Annotated in this window: 17 protein-coding genes and 1 pseudogene; 14 read left to right on the top strand and 4 right to left on the bottom strand. The window is 48.8% G+C overall.

Annotation, left to right across the window (positions count from 1 at the left end; genetic code table 11):
• The first annotated feature begins 7 nt into the window (after positions 1-7).
• The 4 genes and pseudogenes from ADA01nite_RS23225 to ADA01nite_RS15835 all read left to right on the top strand — a co-directional run bounded on the left by ADA01nite_RS23225 (position 8) and on the right by ADA01nite_RS15835 (position 2740).
• Entirely contained in the window at positions 8-163 is a 156-nt protein-coding gene (locus tag ADA01nite_RS23225) for a hypothetical protein (RefSeq protein ID WP_503826259.1), read from the top strand.
• Positions 153-1394: an McrC family protein gene (locus ADA01nite_RS15845; RefSeq protein WP_170230322.1), complete on the top strand. Its 1242-nt coding sequence runs from the start codon at positions 153-155 to the stop codon at positions 1392-1394. Before ADA01nite_RS23225 ends, ADA01nite_RS15845 begins: the two co-directional genes overlap by 11 nt.
• 54 nt (positions 1395-1448) lie before the next feature.
• Positions 1449-1676: pseudogene (locus ADA01nite_RS15840) on the top strand (pyrroline-5-carboxylate reductase family protein); the annotation flags it as partial.
• 464 nt (positions 1677-2140) lie between these two features.
• A complete protein-coding gene (locus tag ADA01nite_RS15835) occupies positions 2141-2740 on the top strand; it encodes a hypothetical protein (protein ID WP_146811243.1) in 600 nt (199 codons plus the stop codon).
• Between the two features lie 581 nt (positions 2741-3321).
• On the opposite strand, the gene ADA01nite_RS15830 is transcribed toward ADA01nite_RS15835, so the two are convergent.
• Both ADA01nite_RS15830 and ADA01nite_RS22155 read right to left on the bottom strand, forming a co-directional pair.
• Positions 3322-4494, bottom strand: a complete 1173-nt coding sequence (locus tag ADA01nite_RS15830; RefSeq protein WP_146811242.1) for an MFS transporter — start codon at positions 4492-4494, stop codon at positions 3322-3324.
• Positions 4495-4656: 162 nt separating this feature from the next.
• Positions 4657-4806 carry a hypothetical protein gene (locus ADA01nite_RS22155; protein WP_170230321.1) on the bottom strand — a complete coding sequence of 50 codons (150 nt, stop codon included), beginning with the start codon at positions 4804-4806 and terminating at the stop codon, positions 4657-4659.
• A gap of 251 nt (positions 4807-5057) precedes the next feature.
• Between ADA01nite_RS22155 and ADA01nite_RS15825 the strand changes: the two genes are divergently transcribed.
• From ADA01nite_RS15825 to ADA01nite_RS15795, 8 genes are all read left to right on the top strand, one after another.
• Positions 5058-5837 carry an AlbA family DNA-binding domain-containing protein gene (locus tag ADA01nite_RS15825; protein WP_246147370.1) on the top strand — a complete coding sequence of 260 codons (780 nt, stop codon included), beginning with the start codon at positions 5058-5060 and terminating at the stop codon, positions 5835-5837.
• 156 nt (positions 5838-5993) lie between these two features.
• Positions 5994-7088 (top strand): CapA family protein, encoded by a 1095-nt coding sequence (locus tag ADA01nite_RS15820; protein WP_146811249.1) that lies wholly within the window; start codon positions 5994-5996, stop codon positions 7086-7088.
• 541 nt (positions 7089-7629) lie between these two features.
• A complete protein-coding gene (locus tag ADA01nite_RS22150; RefSeq protein WP_170230320.1) occupies positions 7630-7770 on the top strand; it encodes a hypothetical protein in 141 nt (46 codons plus the stop codon).
• Between the two features lie 98 nt (positions 7771-7868).
• Positions 7869-9173 carry an FAD-binding oxidoreductase gene (locus tag ADA01nite_RS15815; protein ID WP_146811241.1) on the top strand — a complete coding sequence of 435 codons (1305 nt, stop codon included), beginning with the start codon at positions 7869-7871 and terminating at the stop codon, positions 9171-9173.
• Positions 9174-9235: 62 nt separating this feature from the next.
• Complete coding sequence (locus ADA01nite_RS15810) at positions 9236-10540, top strand: (Fe-S)-binding protein (protein WP_246147372.1); 1305 nt, start codon at positions 9236-9238, stop codon at positions 10538-10540.
• Positions 10541-11959: an FAD-linked oxidase C-terminal domain-containing protein gene (locus tag ADA01nite_RS15805; RefSeq protein ID WP_146811240.1), complete on the top strand. Its 1419-nt coding sequence runs from the start codon at positions 10541-10543 to the stop codon at positions 11957-11959.
• A gap of 113 nt (positions 11960-12072) precedes the next feature.
• Positions 12073-13245: a pyridoxal-phosphate-dependent aminotransferase family protein gene (locus tag ADA01nite_RS15800; RefSeq protein ID WP_146811239.1), complete on the top strand. Its 1173-nt coding sequence runs from the start codon at positions 12073-12075 to the stop codon at positions 13243-13245.
• Between the two features lie 404 nt (positions 13246-13649).
• Positions 13650-15080 carry an amino acid permease gene (locus tag ADA01nite_RS15795; RefSeq protein WP_146811238.1) on the top strand — a complete coding sequence of 477 codons (1431 nt, stop codon included), beginning with the start codon at positions 13650-13652 and terminating at the stop codon, positions 15078-15080.
• Between the two features lie 164 nt (positions 15081-15244).
• On the opposite strand, the gene ADA01nite_RS22145 is transcribed toward ADA01nite_RS15795, so the two are convergent.
• Positions 15245-15418: a hypothetical protein gene (locus ADA01nite_RS22145; protein WP_170230319.1), complete on the bottom strand. Its 174-nt coding sequence runs from the start codon at positions 15416-15418 to the stop codon at positions 15245-15247.
• Positions 15419-15899: 481 nt separating this feature from the next.
• Here ADA01nite_RS22145 and ADA01nite_RS15790 point away from each other — a divergent pair, with 481 nt between their 5' ends.
• Together ADA01nite_RS15790 and ADA01nite_RS15785 are read left to right on the top strand one after the other, a co-directional pair.
• On the top strand, positions 15900-16973 hold the full coding sequence (locus ADA01nite_RS15790; protein ID WP_146811237.1) for an NAD(P)H-dependent flavin oxidoreductase: 1074 nt from the start codon (positions 15900-15902) through the stop codon (positions 16971-16973).
• Between the two features lie 15 nt (positions 16974-16988).
• Positions 16989-18665 carry a DUF4855 domain-containing protein gene (locus ADA01nite_RS15785; RefSeq protein WP_146811236.1) on the top strand — a complete coding sequence of 559 codons (1677 nt, stop codon included), beginning with the start codon at positions 16989-16991 and terminating at the stop codon, positions 18663-18665.
• Positions 18666-18695: 30 nt separating this feature from the next.
• Here the strand turns inward: ADA01nite_RS15785 and ADA01nite_RS15780 are convergent, their stop codons facing one another.
• Positions 18696-19760 (bottom strand): S-layer homology domain-containing protein, encoded by a 1065-nt coding sequence (locus ADA01nite_RS15780; protein ID WP_146811235.1) that lies wholly within the window; start codon positions 19758-19760, stop codon positions 18696-18698.
• Between the last annotated feature and the right edge of the window lie 104 nt (positions 19761-19864).

Here is a 19864-nt window from a genome sequence, read left to right as displayed (position 1 = left end):
ATATTTCATAAACCGCGGGTTGACCCCACAGAAACTTCGCCGCATCTGGAAGTATGAGATTTTACCGTATCTGGAAGAGTATTTCGCCTTTGAGCCGGAGCGTTTGCAGGAATTCGAGTTGGATGCACTGCTGGACGAAGGGGAGAATACGAATGGTGAATGAGAAACCGCTATATAAAATGAAAGAGTATGGGACGATAAACGGTGTCCGGCTTTCTGTGAAAAGCGCCGAAATATTGCAAAGAGAGTTTGGACATGTTCTTTCGCTTCGTGCTATACCCGGTAACGCATGGGAGATAACGGCTTTTTCTTACGTGGGGCGTATTGAGCTTCCGGATGCCGTTTTCCTCATCCTGCCCAAGCTGCCGATCGAAACCGTATGGGATTGGCTTGTCTGGGCATATGATATTTCCTCGCTGCGGTTTTATCCCCCTGTCACTACGCTTGCAGAAATGGTCGGTGATCCGGAGTGGTTGGTAAAGTTTTTTGTGAAAGAATGTCGCTCGCTTTGCCGGACGGGATTGCGTACCGGATACCAGGCACATACCGAAGCGCTTGAAGAGGTGCGGGGCCAGTTGCAAACCACAGCTACGCTGCGCCGCTGGATGAAGCAGGAATATCGGTTTGTCTGCGAATATGACGAACCGACCCACTGGGTCCGGGAAAACCGATTGCTGTATGCCGGTCTGCGCGATATGGTATCCGGACGGTATAAGGATGCGCGTGTAGGACGCGATATTCGAAATTTGCTTGCACTGTTTGAGCCGCAGGAAGGCAAAGCAGCCGCCGCTTTGCCTGTATCAGTCAGGGATAAGCTGGCAGAGCTTGCACGCCTGCCGCTGACCCGGTTAAACCGGCATTATGCTCGGGCGTTTACCTGGCTCCGGCTATACTGGCGTGCGACCTCCGTTTCCATAGGCGAAGGAGGAGTGCCATATGAAAGCTTTGTGCTCGATATGAATGAGCTGTTCGAGAGCTACATCGCCCGCCGGCTGACAGAGGAGCTGCGTCCGCACGGCATTGCGGGACATGCCCAGACCCGTCATTGGCTCGGTGAGACAGGTGGGATTCGCATCGTTCCTGATTTGATTCTCAAGGACCGGTCAGGCCGGGAAGTGGTGCTGGATACAAAATATAAGCTGCGCACTGCACAGTCGGAGAACCCGGACGTATTTCAGATGCTTGCCTATATGACCGCCCGCCGCGCCTCTGCTGGAATCTTATTGTATGCCGCAGGTCCGGAGCGGGCCGATAAAATCAAACACACGGATAAAACGATATACCGGTGGAGTCTGCAAAGTGAGGTTTCGGATTCTTACGAAGCCCATGAGAAGAAGCTAACATGTATCATAAGCCGTATTATTCATCAATTCCAGAAAGAGCAGTTATCCTAATGATAGCTGCCTTTTTTTCATAATTGCAAGAAAATACCCACTGCCATTATCTTTATCGGAGCAGGTTTCATTTTCGGCGCAAGCCGTATGCTGATGGAGACGGATGAGTCGCCTGAGGCGCTGTGCAAGAAAGTAACATCACCGAACGGCACAACGGCTGCTGGACTTACGGCGCTTGCGGAAAACGGCTGCGGCAAAGCCATCGAAGCCGCCATCAAAAGCGCAGCGAAGCGCTCACGTGAACTGAGCGAGGAGTTTGAAAGAGTTCCTGTCCGCTCTTAATTATAGAAAAAGGTTCCCCCACTCTGTTTATCATTATCAAGACCTAAATTACAAAAGCCCTAAAAAATAGGGGAGAGCACATATTATACATGACTAATATGTGCTCTCCTTTTATTATTTCTTCAACTAACGCACCCTTCGTTCAATAAACTTACGTAAGCGACATTATCGGACGTCTAATGTAAAAATTATAGGATCATCTTACTATATTTCCACTTGATATTTTCATACAGGATTGCCATCACATACACGTCAAACTAACAAAACAATAACCCAAGGGAACGGTAAAGTTCCATGGTTTTATTTTCTCAAGAAATTTGGATCATATAGCCGGGTCGCATTAATAAATATAATCAAATTAAAAACAATTAATATGATTATTTTTACATTAATTCTAAAAAATGGTTAATTTTTATATTGTTTTGTGATATTATTTTACCAGTTCTTAAGGAGGGTGATGTATTTTGAAAAAAATTAAGCAGTTAACATCAGTAATTTTATTAGTATCTTCTTTATCTATTACCACATCAGGATTTGCAAAAAGCGTAGATCCCGTAACAACGGAAAGTAATTCGGCAGTAATCAAGGCGCTAAGTGATGAAACTATATCACAGAACCAAATTGATCAATTACTAAAGGAACAAAAAGATTTTGAAAAGAAACAAGAAGTACAGAAAAACGAAGGAAACAGTAAATCAGCACCCATTTCAACCCAAGGTATTGATTTCAAAATACTTTTTAGTAAATTCAGTAATCAAGAAAAAACAAAAACAAATTGCAAAGCTGATCTTTATCTATATAACATAGGAACTAGTAGTTGGGACTTGGTTACAGGGAAAATTAAAGTTTATACTGAAACTAAACGTGGTTCTGGGAACTATGTTTTAACTGGCTCGATACCTGTTACTGAGTCAAAAATTGCCCCATCCTTACTAGGAAGACTTGCCAAGTCTGTTTCAGTACCTCATTATGGTAGCAGGGTATTTTTTAAAGCAGAATTAGCAGGCTATGATAAAGGAAAACTTGTAGGTAGTTTAAAAGACGCATATGCATATTTTGATTAAATATTAAATAAAGATAGGAGGGAAAATATATTATCTATTATAGATAATATATTTTAATTATTATGACGAAAGTAAAACCGCCCATTTACCTACACACATATTTTCAACTTGATTTTTGCGATTTAAACGAATTAGTTGGAAAAGATATTATTATTTTCAAACCAAATGACGGCTCTATATATCTTAAACAGGTTACGATTGATGAAATTCGTACCTATGCTGATAAGGAAAGTAAGATTATAGAATTAACAGAAATGAAGAAGTCTAAAGAGATATGGGGAATCTAGGAGTTGCCCCTTAAATTTAAGATGTCCCGTCACTTGCCTATCAAAAATACAAACTAACAAAACCACCATGACTTTTCAGTCGCAACCACAATGTGAAAATGATGGGAAGGCCGGTTGACTTTTACGTTACGAAGGAAAAAGAAGGAGAGAACGACGAGAGAATAAATTCCATGTGAAAAAAGATGAAGGACTTTTTTTTTCTCATACACCGTTTATATGGAATGATAAGGTGGTGAATGTCTGGCTGATAAGAAAAAGCCACAGTCCGAATAAGGAGCGTGGCTTTTGCGGTTCTTATACGGTTATTGAATTTTTTTGCTCGCGTTTGACATAGACGCGATACAGAATGAAGGCCAGTACAGAAATGATCATGCCTGAGACATATGGCATGCCTATCTGCATGGAATACAGAGCGCCTCCGACCGGAGGACCGGCGATGCGGCCCAGCGAGTCGAACGAGGACAATAACCCTGTAGCGCTGCCCTGTCCGACTTCCGTCCGCTTCGTAATCAAAGCGGATACGCTCGGTCGAATGACCCCGTTGCCAATGCCGAAGATGGACAGGAAAATGGCCGCAGTCGTAAAACTGTCTGTCAGCAGAATAAGACCGAAACCAATCGCGGACACTACAAGACCCATCTGGATGACGGCGCCTTCACCGAATCTCTTCGTCAACTGTCCGACAAGGCCGCCCTGTACGATGGCCCCGGCAAATCCCATAATCATAAAAATATAACCAAGATGAGTCGTGCCGATGCCTGCACGGTCAAACGCAAAATAGGCGAATGTGGCTTCAAGTCCCGCCAGTGAGAAGGAAACGAAAAATTGCAGCACATACAGCACCGTTGTCGGGCCACTGAACGCTTTCCAGCGCGATTCTTTCACGCCGGAAGTCGATACGGCTCGTTTTTCAGGCGGCAGAGATTCCTTTAGGAAAAGCAGTACGAATACAAACGTGACCGCCGACACAATTCCTGCGATGAAAAACGGCGTACTCAGACTTGTTTTGGAGAAAATACCGCCAATAGCCGGGCCGAAAATAAAACCGAGCCCCACCGCCGCGCCAATGATCCCCATACCTTTCCCGCGGTTTTCCGGCGTGGTAATGTCCGCAACGTACGCCATTGTGGTCGGCATGTTGGCAGATGAGAGAAAACCGGCAAGAATCCGGGCTGCAAACAGCATCCACAGCTCCGTCGAGACGGCAAAGAGAAAAAACGACAGCGACAGACCGGCAATTCCAATCAGCATGACCGGCTTGCGCCCGATTCTGTCGGAAATTCCACCCCATATCGGAGCGAACAGCAGCTGCATCAATGAATAGACAGCCATTAGCCATCCGAGCTGCGTCGGTGTTGCGCCGATTTGTTCCGCGAAGAACGGCAGGACCGGAATAATAATGCCGAAGCCTATCATTACGAGAAACATAACCGCAAATAAAATGGGGAGCGCTCTTTTGTTTTCCATGTATCACACCTCATTAGGATAAGTCCATAAATTCCCTTGTTTTTAACTAATCTGACTGTGATTATACGACTTTGTAACTTGTATAGTCAAGTATGACTAATAGTGCATCATCTGTATGTACAATTTTTTACTGCTTTATGGAAATAAAAGAACAAGCAGCCGTCATCTGCGGCTGCTTTTCTCGTCATCCGGCTCCTTAGATTCCATTTTCTTTCTATCTCTGCGGCTTAATATCATCCCAATGATAATCCCTACAATGATAATCAGCGCGAGAGTGGCCGCCGTACCAAAAGCCAGATAAATCATTGCCATATTATATCACCCTGCCGTTCGTGTGATGGACTTGTTCGTATTTATTCTACCATAGATCTGCCCGTCCTACTCATTTCGCAAAAAAACACCATGGCTTTTCAGCCGCAACCCCGACACGAAAATGAGGAGAAGGGCGGCTGACCTTTGCGGAGGACGCTAACCATAAGTAAAAAGAAGGATTGATTTTCCAGGGAATGCGATAAGGGAATAAGGGGGAAAAGGAATTCCTGCGCTGATAGAGAATATAATTTATGATTCATATAGATAAAGTGGGAGAGGGATTCAAAGCCATGTTTTTCGAAGATATTCAACCGCAAAAATTGAAAGATTTCCTGAATGATCCGACACATGAGACATTTAGAGAGCTGCTTCTTCACAATACGGGAGAGACAGATTTCCTCGACTTCAAAATGAAGTGGATTGATCTCACCAAGCTGGCAAAACACATACTTGCCATTGCCAATTCCGGCGGCGGCTGCATCATTGTCGGCGTCAGCCAAAAAAGTGACGGCAGCGCTTCGCTCGATGGTCTTTCCAATGCAGATTTTCTAGATAAAGCCGACGTAGACAACAAGCTGGACAATTATCTCCCGAATTGGTTGAAATACAGAACGGAAGATTTTATTTTTGACAGCCAGGACGTCGAACCGCTTCGCGGAAAGAAATTTCAAGTGTTGATTATCGAGTACGATCCAAAATACGTACCATATACATCTATTATCAGTCGCGGCGAACTACGCTATGGTGCTATCTATATCCGGCAGGGCACGAAGTCGATAGAAGCGTCCAATGAAAATCTGGTAGATATGATTCTAAGAAAAGTAAAGTCCGGCGGCTCATACACAACCGAATTGAGCCTGCAGGAGCACCTGACCCAGCTCAAACAACTATACTATGAACGCAACAAGCAGTCGGACGAAGAATATGAAACGTTCATCGAGCAAACGATTGCGCTAAAGCAGCGCAGAATTGAACAAATTCTTGATATCGAAAATCTAAAAGAAGAACCATCGACACAAAGACAAAAGTGAAGACATGATTCTTCATCTGTGTCGAAATAGCGCGAGAAGAATTGGTTGTGCTTTCCGGTTTTCTCCCATAACATTCTAGAAGAGCAGCGAAAAGAGAGAAAAACAAACACAAGGGAGGAACAGGTGAAGAAGCTCCAACGAACGTCTTTGCTGATTATGCTGTCGATTACAGTATGCGCTACGGTGCTGTACGCAGTTTCAGCCGCCGTAACCGGTACATTTCAGCCAGCGGCTGTAGGTAAAATCGAGACGGCTGGGCCGAAGAAACCACCGAAGCCGCCTGATGTCGCGGAGGAAAAGCAAGTGAAGAAAAAAACGATACATTCCGTCACCATCAGTGCGGCGGGGGACGTGACGATCGGCACAGACGAGAATTTTCCTTATATGTTCAGTTTTCCGTATGAAGTGAAGAAAAACGGATATGCCCATTTCGGCAAGCACATCCGTGGCATATTTGACAAAGACGATCTCACCATCGTTAATTTAGAGACGACATTGACGACCGCCAAGGTGAAAGCGGTGAAAAAATTCCGCTTCAAAGGCGCGCCGGATTACGCGCAGATTCTTACGCTATCAGGCATGGACGCGGTCAATCTTGCCAACAACCATACCCGTGATTATCTCCGGCAAGGGTATGAAGATACGATAAAGACGTTGAAGAAATATCGCATCGCTTATTTTGGCTATGACAACAAATACATAGCCGGGATAAACAGCATCCCCGTCGGACTTCTGGGATATGAGGGCTGGGAGAATACGCAGAAGCTAAGAAGGACGATTATGGCTGACATCGCCGAGCTCAGGCGGCGGGGCACACAGGTCATAATTGTCAGTTTCCACTGGGGAGTGGAGCGCAGCCATTATCCGAATGCGGTACAAAAAGCGTTAGGCCGACACGCGATAAATCAGGGGGCTGACCTGGTGCTCGGGCACCATCCGCATGTAATGCAGGGGATCGAGCAGTACAGAGGTAAGTATATCGTATATAGCCTGGGGAATTTTATGTTTGGCGGAAACCGAAATCCCTCCGACAAAGATACATTTATTTTTCAGCAGACGTTTTATGTGCAGAACGGAAAGCTCTCAGATAAAAAAGAGATTCGTCTAATACCGGCTTTGATTTCGTCAGTGAAGGAAAGGAACAATTATCAGCCCCTGCCGCTTGAAGGAGCGGAAGCGAAGCGTGTGCTAAGCCGATTGAAGAAGTATACAAATCATCTCGGAAAGTTTGATTGGTCTGTTTTGAAATAATTCCGCGTGTATAATCACCCGGAATTTTCTTTATTCCAATCCCTATATTACTGCATAGTAGTCAGAATATTGCCGCGGAAATAATGAGCGTGTTATATCGATGGCCCTTGCAAAGTGAAGCTGCTCTTTCACCCAAATAAAGTTGACTTGTAAACATGTTAATGATAATAATCCGCCGTAGATTCGACAAAATGAGACAAAGCACAAGAACAGCGTCCCATCGCTTTTTTCACTTTCTATGCTGGATGAGCCGTTTGCCGCGAAAGCGTAAGCTGCTTTGAAAGGCAAAAAGGCCTTTCGGATGGATACATCGCTGGATACGGTATATGCGATTATTTTACCCGGAAAGTAGAGGAAAGCCTGGCCGGGGTATTATCTTTATGAAATAAGTATGGTAAAATAATAATCACAATATTTTATTAATATTAAATATTTGGAACGAAGAGGCCAGGTTATTACCGAAAGCATGATCGCACCATTTGCAAGATGCCGGATGCCGCTCACGATTTTTTGCGAATATACAATGAAAGGGAGAATTTGTATGAGCGAAAAATATCAGCATATTGTCATTAAGAAGGACGGCAAGATAATGGAATCGTACATCCGGAAAATCGAAGGTGGCCGGGAAGGCAAGGCAGAAGAGAAGACGGCTTCGGGCAAAGAGCTTCATAAAAATAAATAATAAAAAATTCGATCTAGGCTTAACAGAAGGCCGTTGGCGTGTTGCCAACAGCCTTTTATTATTATTTTATTCGATAGGAAAGAAGGGCAGGGATAGACATGATATTTAAGGAGATGCCGTTGCAAGCGCACATTGCCGAAACAAAAGCTGCTTCTCATTCGCTGGGAAATACGGCTCCTTATACTGTCTTTCCGGACAGGGAGCAGGAGATTGCCGATTTTCTTACATACGCCCGTCAAAATGGAAAGACCGTCATTCCGATGGGAGGAGGAACCAAGCGGGGATTTGGGGGAACGGAAGAGGCCGCCGACTTCATTCTGTCGCTCTCCCGCTGCACCGGTATCGTCGAGCATTCACCGGGCGATATGATTGTGACAGTGCGGCCCGGCACGACGCTACAGGAATTACAGGATAATCTGGCGGAGTATGGGCAGAAGCTCCCGCTCGATCCGGCCTGGCCGGAGTACGCTACCGTCGGTGGGATCGTTTGCGCCAACGATAGCGGCCCGAAGCGATTACGCTACGGGTCGGCCCGCGACCATGTGATTGCCATGCGCGTGGTGTACCCGGACGGAAGCGTAATCCGGACGGGTGCGAAAGTGGTGAAAAACGTGGCAGGGTATGACATGAACAAGCTGTTCATCGGCTCGATGGGGACGCTGGGCGTGCTTAGCGAACTTTCATTTAAACTGCGTCCGCTGCCCAAGGCAGAGAGCCTGATGCTGCTCACTTTTCCTGATTCGCCGATGGACGGGATCCGCACATTTTTACAAGAACTCCAGAACTCGATGCTGGAGCCTGTGGCGCTGGAGTTGATCAATCCGGTTCTCGCCGGACGACTGGGGGATAGTCTCAGCTATATGCTGGCCGTTTCATTTGAGGATGTGGAAAGTGCGGTGCGGTACCAGGAGGAGTGGGTGCGCGTTCACATGCCGGAGATGGCGCAGTTGACCGTGCTGGCGCAGCAGGAAGCCCGGGAATGGTGGAAAGCGTTTGCGCGCGTGTCGCCCCGTGGGTCCGAAGAAGAAACAGCAGACGCACGGGTGGCGGTGAAAATCGGAAGCAAGAATATGGATATCCCGGATATTGTGGCCGCCTGTCATAAAGTGGGCCAGGTCCGCAACCTTATGGTAGAGGCGCATGGCGGGGCAGGACACGGTATTTCACATGCATATGTAGAAGGGAAGAGCGAAGATGAGCTGATAGCCGGCATTGAAGATATTCGCCGCATGGCCGTGGAGAGAGGCGGTTACGCCATCGTGCGGCACGCCCCGCTTTCGCTGCGGCGCAGGCTGGATATATGGGGAGAGAAACCGAAGTACTTTTCATTGCTCGAAGGGATTAAGCGTACGATCGACCCATACCGCGTCTTGAATCCGGGTCGATTTGTAGGAGGGATATAATGATGAGCCAATCAGGTACCGAAATTGTGAAACCGCATACAGAACCGGTCGTTTTTGCCACCATGAGCCCGTTGCAGGCGGCGGAGGAAGACAAATACTCTGCCTGTGTCCACTGTGGTATGTGCTTAGAATCATGTCCGACATATGACGAGCTGGGGCACGAACATCAGTCTCCGCGCGGGCGGGTGCATTTGATGAAGGCAGTAGCCCAGGGCAAGATGGACATTAGCGAAGCGTATGCTGATCCGATCTTCACCTGTTTGGACTGCCGGGCCTGCGAAACCGCCTGTCCCTCCGGCGTACAAGTCGGTACGCTCATCGAGGAAGCGCGCGGTCACATCCGTCAGGCTATCCCGCTGACAGGGTGGAAAAAGACGGTGAGTCGTACTTTTTTGCGCGGGCTGTTTCCGCATCCTTCACGCCTGCATGCGCTAGGCAAAGCACTGAAAGTATACCAGCGGAGCGGGCTTGGGAAATTTGTCCGCAGGACGGGACTTATCAATATTGCGCCGCCGCATATACGGGAGATGGAAGCGATTATGCCGCAGATAACGGAGCCGGTGCTTATCCGGTATCCTCAGGGCGTACCTGCCGAAGGGGAAGCGAAAATGAGGGTGGCGCTGTTTACCGGATGCGTGATGGACGTGATGTTTAGCGACATTAACGAAGCGACCATCCGCGTCTTGATCCGGAACGGCTATAGTGTGGAACTGCCACAGGAACAGCGCTGCTGCGGTGCGCTGCATGTGCATGCCGGGGATCGGGAAGAAGGAAAGCGTTTGGCGCGCAAAAACATTGACGCTTTTCTTGCCTCAGGAGTGGACAAAGTGATTGTCAACGCAGCCGGCTGTGGTTGTGCGCTTAAAGAGTACCCGGAGCTATTGAAAGATGATGTGCAGTATCGGGATAAAGCGGAAGTGTTTGCGGAGAAAGTGGAGGATATCACAAAATTCCTGCATGAGTACGGCTACCGAAAACCCCGGGGAAAACTCGACACGCGGGTAACATATCATGATGCCTGTCACCTCGCGCACGGACAGGGCATTCGCCAGGAGCCGCGCGATTTGCTTGCGAGCATTCCCGGTATACAGATGATACCGCTGCCGGATGCGGACCGCTGCTGCGGCAGTGCGGGCATCTATAACCTAACCAATCCGGAGATGGCGGCCAGTATTCTCGACAAGAAGATGGAGAACGTACCTGCTGCGGCAGAGGTAATCTCAATGGGCAATCCGGGCTGCATGCTGCAGATAGCGATGGGTGTTGCTAAATACGGGCGAAGCCAAAAAGTGGTGCACACGGTACAACTGCTTGATTGGTCTTATCAGAAGGAAGAACAGAATGAGCGTACGGAGGAGGTACGGTAGATGACGAGAGCTGATTCGCTCATTCAAGAGCTAATCGAGATTGTAGGAACCCGGGGGGTCTTATACCGAAAGGAAGATTTGCTCGCCTATGAATGTGACGCGTATACGATTCACCGGGGGATGCCGCGGGCCGTTGTGTTTCCGGCAACTACGGAGGAGGTCGCCGGCGTTGTAAAACATTTGCACAAGCAGCGCATTCCGTTTCTCCCCAGAGGCGCTGGCACGGGATTAAGCGGCGGTGCTATTCCGATTGGGGGAGAAGTCATTATTAGTCTTGTGCGTATGAAGAAGTTGCTTCATGTGGATTTGGAAAACCGGCTTGCCATCGTGCAGCCCGGCTTTGTCAATTTGAAGCTGACACACTCTATCTCGGATAAGGGATATTATTATGCGCCGGACCCGTCCAGCCAGTACGCTTGCACGATCGGTGGCAATGTGGCGGAGAATGCGGGCGGTGCTCACTGCCTGAAATACGGAGTCACAACCAACCACATTCTCGGGCTGGAGGTGGTGCTGCCGAACGGTGAGATTATTGAGCTTGGCGGCGTGCCCGATATGCCCGGTTATGATTTAATCGGGCTATTGACCGGTTCAGAAGGCACGCTTGGCATCGTAACGAAAATTACCGTGCGCATTTTGAAAAATCCGGAAGACAAGAAGACGGTACTCGCCTACTTTGATGAGGTAGAAGACGCCAGCTATGCGGTGTCTGACATTATTGCCGCAGGGATTGTACCAGCGGCGCTTGAAATGATGGACACTGTGGCAATTGAAGGAGTGGAGTGCGGCACGTATCCTGTCGGTCATCCTCCTGGTCTCAAAGCGCTTCTTCTGATTGAAGTGGACGGGATTGCGGCCGGCATTGACGAGCAAATTGACGAAATTGTAGCGGTTTGCAGGCGGCGCAACGTGCTTGAAGTACGGGTCGCACGCGATGAGGCGGAACGGGGCCGGTGGTGGGCTAACCGCAAGACGGCATTTGCGGCCATGGGAACGATTTCACCGGATTATCTAGTTCAGGACGGCGTGATTCCGCGTAGCCGGCTTCCGGAAGTGCTGAACGAAATCCGACAGATTAGCGAGACGTCCGGTCTTCGTATCGCCAATGTATTTCATGCCGGAGATGGAAACCTGCATCCGTTAATCTTATTTGACGCCCGTAAACCGGGAGAGACGGAGCTTGCCGTAAATGTCGGATCGGCCGTGCTCAGGGTATGTGCCGATGCCGGCGGCACGATTACCGGAGAGCACGGCGTCGGCATCGAGAAGAAGGAAGAGATGCGCTATGTGTTTACCGGGGAGGAGATTGAGGCGCAGACACGCGTACGCGAAGTATTCAATCCGGACCACTTATTGAATCCGGATAAATTATTTCCGAAGCCGGGCCGCTGCGCCGAGATGGGGATCATCAGAGAATAAATCATGAAAATTGCATTTCGCTATTTTTTTACAGTTCCTTATCTGATATTTTTAAATAGTAACATAGAAGACAAAACCATGTAATGTAGCCACAAAGAGAAAGGATGAGAGAAATGTTCAAAGAACTGAATCCACCGAGCCGTGTATTGATGGGACCCGGGCCGAGCGATGTGCATCCCCGTGTTCTGAAAGCGATGGCCACACCGCTCGTCGGTCACTTGGACCCGAGCTTTCTACAGATTATGAATGAAACGATGGAGCTAATGCGTACCGTATTCGAGACGAAAAACGAACTGACGCTTGCCATGTCCGGTACAGGTAGCTCTGGCATGGAAACGGTATTCGTAAATTTAATAGAGCCGGGCGATAAAGTTATCATCGGTATTAATGGTTTATTTGGCGAGCGGATGGTCGATGTAGCCGAGCGCTGCGGGGCGGAAGTCATCCGTGTGGAAGCGCCGTGGGGTGAAATCATTAAGCCGGAGCAAATTGAGCAGGCGCTGAAAAATCATGCAAATGTAAAAGCCGTGGCGGTCGTTCATGCCGAGACGTCCACCGGCGCTTTGCAGCCGCTTTCTGAAATCTCTCAACTTGCGCATGCGCATGACGCGCTCCTTATCGTTGATGCCGTTACGTCACTCGGCGGAGTAAAAGTGGGCATTGACGAAAATGAAGTGGACGCCTGCTATAGCGGTACGCAGAAGTGTTTGAGCGCACCGCCGGGATTGTCTCCGGTGACATTCAGCAAGCGGGCCGGCGAAGCGATGGCCAGACGTACATCCAAAGTACAGAGCTGGTATCTGGATTTATCTATGATTCAAAACTACTGGGGACAGGAGCGTTTCTATCATCATACCGCGCCGATCAGTATGAACTACGCGCTGCGGGAGGCGCTGCGTCTCGTGGTGGAAGAAGGGCTTACGGAAACATGGGATCGCCACTGGAAGCTGGGCCGTGCCCTGCAGTCCGGCCTTGAAGCGATGGGCCTCACCCTTCACGTGGTAGCGGACCACCGCCTGCCGCAGCTTACATCCGTATGCATTCCGGACGGCGTAGAGGATATGATAGTTCGCAAACAGTTGCTTGAACAGTTCGGCATTGAAATCGGCGGCGGATTGGGTGCCTTAAAAGGTAAAGTATGGCGCGTTGGCCTGATGGGCTACTCCTGCCAGCCGCGCAATGTGCTTTTATTCTTGGCTGCGCTTGAACAGGTGCTGCTGGAGCAGGGAGTCAAGGTACGCGAAGGAGAAGGTCGCACGGCTGCCGTTGAAGCGATGCAGAAGTAACAGTAAAGAGGAGCAATCAAATTAAATACGAAACCGCAGATGAGCGTTCATCTGCGGTTTTTTTATGGCTAACATGCCGGTTGTATGTTTGTTCACCGGGCGAGCTGTTCAACGTGCAGCCTTTCAATAATGACTTAGTAAAAATGGCATAGACCGGCTCTCAGATTCGTACGTTGCTGAACCAACAATTCTGTAGGGAAAGGCCGGCAACGCCCGCGAGTTTTTCTTATTTGGTTAAATATAGAGATAAGTAATAATTGAATTATAAATAATTCATATTTGACTTATTCTGCATTTAATACTTAGTTAACCATTGTAATTATAACGTATCATTCAGAAATATAATTGGCATGAATTTTGCTAATAGATTTAGAATTATAGATAAATTCAGAAAGGAGATTTTTATGGGGCAGGAAAAATTACAGAAACAATTAAAAACCAGACACTTAACAATGATTTCCTTAGGCGGCATCATTGGAGCGGGACTCTTCGTCGGAAGTGGCGCCGTTATTAATCAGACTGGGCCGGGAGCCGTTGTTTCCTACGCTGTGGCCGGTCTTTTGATTGTATTGGTTATGCGGATGCTGGGAGAGATGGCAATTCAGAATCCGGATAGCGGATCATTTGCAACATATGCTCACCAGGCGCTCGGTCCATGGGCCGGTTTTACAATTGGGTGGCTGTACTGGTTCTTCTGGGTGGTTGTTATTGCAATTGAAGCCACTGCCGGCGGTGCTATTATGAATGGATGGATTCCTGACGTGCCGATATGGGCGTGGAGTTTAATTCTAACCTTTTTATTAACGCTTACAAATGTTTATTCTGTCAGGTCATTCGGAGAATTTGAATACTGGTTTGCGATGATCAAAGTGGTTGCTATTATCCTGTTTATTCTTTTAGGTGCTGCCATTATTTTTGGATTCGTACCCGGCATTGCATCACCGGGGCTATCTAACTTATTCGGACACGGAGGCTTCATGCCAAAGGGAGTCGGTGCGATCTTCGTCGGTATCGTTACGGTTGTTTTCTCGTTCTTCGGGGCGGAGATTGCTGCGGTTGCGGCCGGTGAATCGGAAAATCCGGAGAAGTCGGTTATCATCGCAATTCGAAGCGTCGTCTGGCGTATTTTAATTTTCTTCATCGGTTCTGTGGCTGTGCTCGTGACGCTGCTTCCATGGAATGCCGGTGAATTGTTGAAGAGCCCGTATGTGACCATGCTGGATATGGTAGGGATTCCGGGCGCCGCCGAGGTAATGAATGTTGTCGTACTGGTAGCCGTTCTGTCCTGCTTGAATTCCGCACTCTATACAAACTCACGCATGCTCTATTCTCTTGCAAAAAAAGGAAGCGCACCGCGCGCCTTGACGAAGATTAGCAAGAGCGGTGTGCCGGTAAGAGCGGTATGGGCCAGCACGATTTTCGCCTATGTATGTGCAATCTTTAACTTTATTTCACCGGACAAGTTATTCTTATTCCTTGTTAACGCATCCGGTGCAATTGCCCTCCTTGTTTATTTGGCTATCGCCGTTTCACATCTGAAACTGCGGAAAAAGGCGGAACGGGAAAATCCGAAGGCGCTCACATTCAAGATGTGGATGTTCCCATATCTAACTTATGCAACAATCCTGGCGATGGTTGCCATTCTAATCGGTATGGCATTTATTCCAGATATGCGTTCGCAGTTCTACCTCTCGATGTTGCTTGCCGTTGCGGTTGTCGGTTCCTATTTCCTGTTCGTTAAACCGAAACAGGAAAAGCAACAACAGTATGAACAAGATCAACATAAAGAGGACAAAGACTATACCGGCGGAATGTTGTCGAAAGCTGAGAATTAATATAAGAAAGCAAACAAAAACGAGGCACTGGTTGCAAAATGACCGGTGTCTCGTTTTTTCGTTATAATGTCGTAGCTTTCGCGGAGGAAATAGAGGGATTGTTTGTGTGTTAACCCCACTTATGGTGAAGGCCCGGTGACGGATTCACCTGGGAAATCCCCGCTTCAAGCGCGCATGCGATAAGTGGGGGAATGTTCATTTTGAAGCATCATGTCGACTTGCTCCGGAGATAGCCGTTTGACGAATTCGATGAAATCAAGTGTCACTTCAATTTCATAGCGACGGCAAGTAGTTAAATAGCGCTCCCAGGCAATCTCATATTTCTCTGTACGACTCATACCGTCCTCTCCCTTCGGTTTCTAAACTGTCCTTTGTTTTTATTATATAACAGTAATAAAAACTCCTCAACTGTTATATAAAATAAAATTTCATTAAATAGATCAAATCGCAATTGTGCAACCAGCTCGGGCATCCGTGCGATTTTTAGAATGTGTTTTTCTAAAGGAAAGGAAGCCGAACGGAAGCGGCGTTTCGACGGGAGAAGGATATATAAAGAGGAAGAGGGCCATACCTTTAGGCGTGTGGATGAATTACGCCGCACGAACGTTCGATTTTATGTTATACTACAGGAAGAGATTTCTAAGGACGGTTTCGATGAAGCCCACTCACTCATTTCGTAAACCGTTCAGATCATCGTGGTCAAATACAATGCCGCAAGGAAGCGAAGGAGAAATGCGGGAAAGACTTCCACGTGCCTCAGCCGTGGGAGAAGATCAATGATTATAAGTGCGATAGAACGGTACAGGGAGGAGAAAGAGCATGAAACTGGATCTGCAAACAGAACTATGCCGGCGCCTGAACATTACATATCCTGTCATTCAGGCAGGAATGGCCGGAGGGCCGACGACGGCGGAGATGGTTGCCGGCGTATCAAATGCGGGGGGACTGGGAAAGCTGGGTGCGGCGTATATGGTTCCGGATGCGATTCGCGACACGGTACGGGCCATCCGGCGTTTAACCGACCGTCCATTTGGTGTGAATCTATTCACGGTGGATATGACAGATGACTTATCGCGCGTGAGGGAGGTACAGCGCATGCTGGACCCGCTGCGGGAAGAGCTGGGCATTGCGCATGGAAAAGAAGACCTTCGCACTCCGAATTGGTTCGCCGAGCAATTCCAAGTATTGTTGGAAGAAGAAGTGCCGGTTATCAGCACGGCGTTTGGCGTCCTGCCGGATGATGCAATGCGCGAGGCGAAAGCGGCGGGCCGGACGGTGATGACGATGGTAACCACCGTCGAAGAGGCGAAACTGGCGGAAGAGAAGGGAGCGGATGTTCTGGTGGCCCAGGGAAGCGACGCGGGCGGCCATCGCGGCACATTTGATATAACGAAGCATCCGTACGGTGCTAACATTGGGACCTTTTCCCTTGTGCCGCAGATAGTGGACAATGTACGCGTGCCGGTAGTGGCCGCAGGCGGCGTTATGGATGGCCGGGGACTTGTGGCCGCGCTTGCGCTGGGCGCGCAGGGCGTACAGTTGGGTACACGGTTTTTGACCTCGGCAGAATCCGGGGCGCATCCGGCCTATAAAAAGGCTCTGCTGGAGAGCACCGAGGAGGATACCGTCATTACAAAAGCGTTCTCCGGGCGTCCGGCACGAGGAATTCGCAACGCCTTTATTGACCATGTAGAGAATTCGGGAGTAGCTCCGCTGCCGTTTCCGAGTCAGAATACGGCGACCGGCGATATCCGGAAGGAAGCAGCGGCACAGAACGATCCGCGATACTTGTCGCTTTGGGCCGGACAGGCAACGCGTTTGCTAACGGATGGAGACCGTGCGGAAGAAATCGTAAAAGAAATCATAGCTCAGGCGCAAGAACTGTTAAAATGAAAAGGGAAGAAAAAAATGGTTGCTCAAATGTTCCTACATACCTTTATAAAAAAGCTAACCGGCTGCGTGCTGCTTATTCTGGCGCTCGCCGGAACGCAGGTTCAAGCTGAAGCAGTTTCCGCTTCTTTCCGGGAGCTTTATTTCTTTAAGCAAACCCCTTATTATTCTATGCCCGGCGATACGCAGGCGGCAGGGTATATTCCGCCGCGGGAAATGCCGGAAGGAGTGCTCGAAACACAGGGAGAGTGGTATAAAATCGGATATGGGAAGCAGGAAGTCTGGGTAAGGAAAGCGGATGTGTCCCATATTCGCATCCTGCCGGAAAAAACGGGAGAAGATACGGAGCCGACACGTAAGTACATGTTCCTCCATCACCCGGTTTCCGTCTACCAAGAAGCAGACCCCCGCTCAAAGCGGTTGATGTATATTCACCCCCAGCGTATTCAAGTTTTGAAGCAAAACGGTGGCTGGTACCAGATCCGTACCGATAACGGACCGGGTTGGCTATATGCGGGAGCAGATCAGGTAACGGAAACCATCGGTGTGCGCAAAATCACGGTGAAGGCCCCTATTCCGCTTTACCCGTATCCCGATCTGTTTTGGGAGCAGGTGGGCACTCTTTCAAACGTTCCGTATGAAACGATTGCATACGCTACTGCGGGAAACTGGTATAAAATCGAACAGCAGGGTCGTTTCGTATGGCTGCATGCTGAAAAAGGACAGGTGGAGTCCGCAAAGGCCGCATACCCGGATCGTAAAACCGAAGCAAACGGGTATGTCAGTAATGTAATTTTCATGACGGAAGCCCAGCATACAAAGACGGGGGATTTGTTTAAACGGATGGTCGTTCAGTGGAACAATCGTCCACACTGGCTGTTCGATACGTTTATTATTCGCCCGGTAGGAAAAGAGAGACGCGGCTATAGTTTTGAGACGTTCGACGCAAGCAAAGGCAATCCGTCCGAAACGCTGCAAAAGTATGTAACCGAGGTGTTCTCTCCGGGAAAAGAAATCGATTTATTGGAGAAAGCCACGCTGAAAGCGCGCATCCAGATGAAAGATAACGGATACCGGACGAATGTGATTATCGGTCTGCCAAATCCGACGGGCACCGTGCACCCGACACAGCGAACCGCACTGGTAAACGGGTACATTGAACGGATTATCTCCCAGTGGGAGGCAAGAAAACCGCAGGCGCTCCGTCTTGCCGGTTTTTATTGGACCAACGAAATTGTGCCTGATGCTGACCGCGCATTCGTGAAAGAAGTCGGAGAAATGGTGCGGAAGAAAGGGTATAAATTTTATTGGGCCCCATATTTTCAGGCGGCAAACGCCGAACAGTGGAGGACGCTCGGCTTTGATTTCGCCTGGCTGCAGCCCAATCACTATTTCAGTAAGGAGAACTTCCCGGGTGCGGATATGCTGGGCGAGACGAACGCGATTGCCCGTCAGACCGGCGCCGGGACAATGCTGGAATGGAACTGGAAGCTGATTGAAGATCCGAAGTATGTGCAGGCATTGAATCAATATCTCGATTTGGGGCGTCTGGCGGGCGCAAATCGCCCGAGCGTGTTTGTCTATGACGGGGAGGGCGCGGTCGACGCATTCTTCCATGATGTGAACGCGGCCAAACTGGGTCATATCAAAGAAAAGCTGTTTGCCTATCTGCTGGCGAAGCCGCAGGAGGAATAAAAAATAAGAGGGTGCCATAGCAGCACCCTCTTATTTTTTGACGTGTTTTTGGATGATTACGTTGTTAATCTCAATGGATTCGGACGCTGTGTCGTAGTACATATCTCCGACGATGCGGTCTCCCTCTTTCACAATAAGCAGAACACTCCAATCCTCATGTTTCGGAAAATCCAGATGTTTGGGTATATTCGGCTCTTCGCCTTTGATTTCACCGTAATACCAGCGGTCTGCAGCCACATGGTAGATGAGGGTTTTATTTCCTGAAATGGCCGGTAGTGGCAGGCGAAGGGTACCGTCGGCGCTTATCCCCATCTTGCGTGCGGTTTCATATAATTGTCTGGTCCAGTAGGCAAACGTGCTCCTATCTTGAATCTGCGTATACCGTGTGTAAGCGGCTGTTTGGGCTTTTTGAAGGTTGGCTGTCACTACCTCCTGGCTACTGCTGATAAACCGGGAGGTACTCGGGTTGGAAACGGCAATTGCCGGCATCGTATGCATGATAGAGGCAATCCCTTTGTCATGGGCCATTTTTAGAAACTGTATCGCTTCGACCCGGCTGACTTTTTTGTCGCCGCCATAACCCGCGATGGTGGATTCCCCGTCCGCGCCTTTCGTAATTCCGTGTTCGTACATATAGGCGATGGCACCGGCGTCATCGTAATGTTTCCCACCGGCAGCCGCGAGTAAATGTGCGACCTGCAGGCGCGTAAGTTCGGCGGTACGCTGTTCTGGTTTGTCCGTTGCAACTGGCAGGTTATATTGACGGGCTAAGCGGTATATATCCTCGGTCGTTCCAGAGCCTATCTCATTTTTTGTATTGGGATACAGGCGCATCATCATGCCGAGGAATTCCTGTTCCGTGATAATCTGGGCGGGTTGAAGCACGGTCTCCTTTTGTGTTTCCAGAATATGCGCTTGCGCCGCCCATGGCAGCGTGCCGTTTATCCAGGCCCAATGGGTGCGCGGCACGTCGGTAAAAACGTTGTGCTCGTCCAGTGCGTAGGCTGTGGAGAGAGACGTAGCCGTGAAGCATGCGGCAAGCGAAAGAGCGGCCGTTGCCATGCGAAGATATGTATGTTTTCTGCGGATTAACATAGTTTATTTTTTCCTCTCTCTGTGTAAAGTTTTGTATCTTCTAGCATTATACAATAGTTGAATTCCCATTTATAGAATGGGCAGCAGAAAACTACCGTGGCCGA

It is taken from the genome of Aneurinibacillus danicus, assembly GCF_007991215.1.
Lineage (GTDB): Bacteria > Bacillota > Bacilli > Aneurinibacillales > Aneurinibacillaceae > Aneurinibacillus > Aneurinibacillus danicus.
This window is presented reverse-complemented; position numbering and strand designations above follow the sequence as displayed.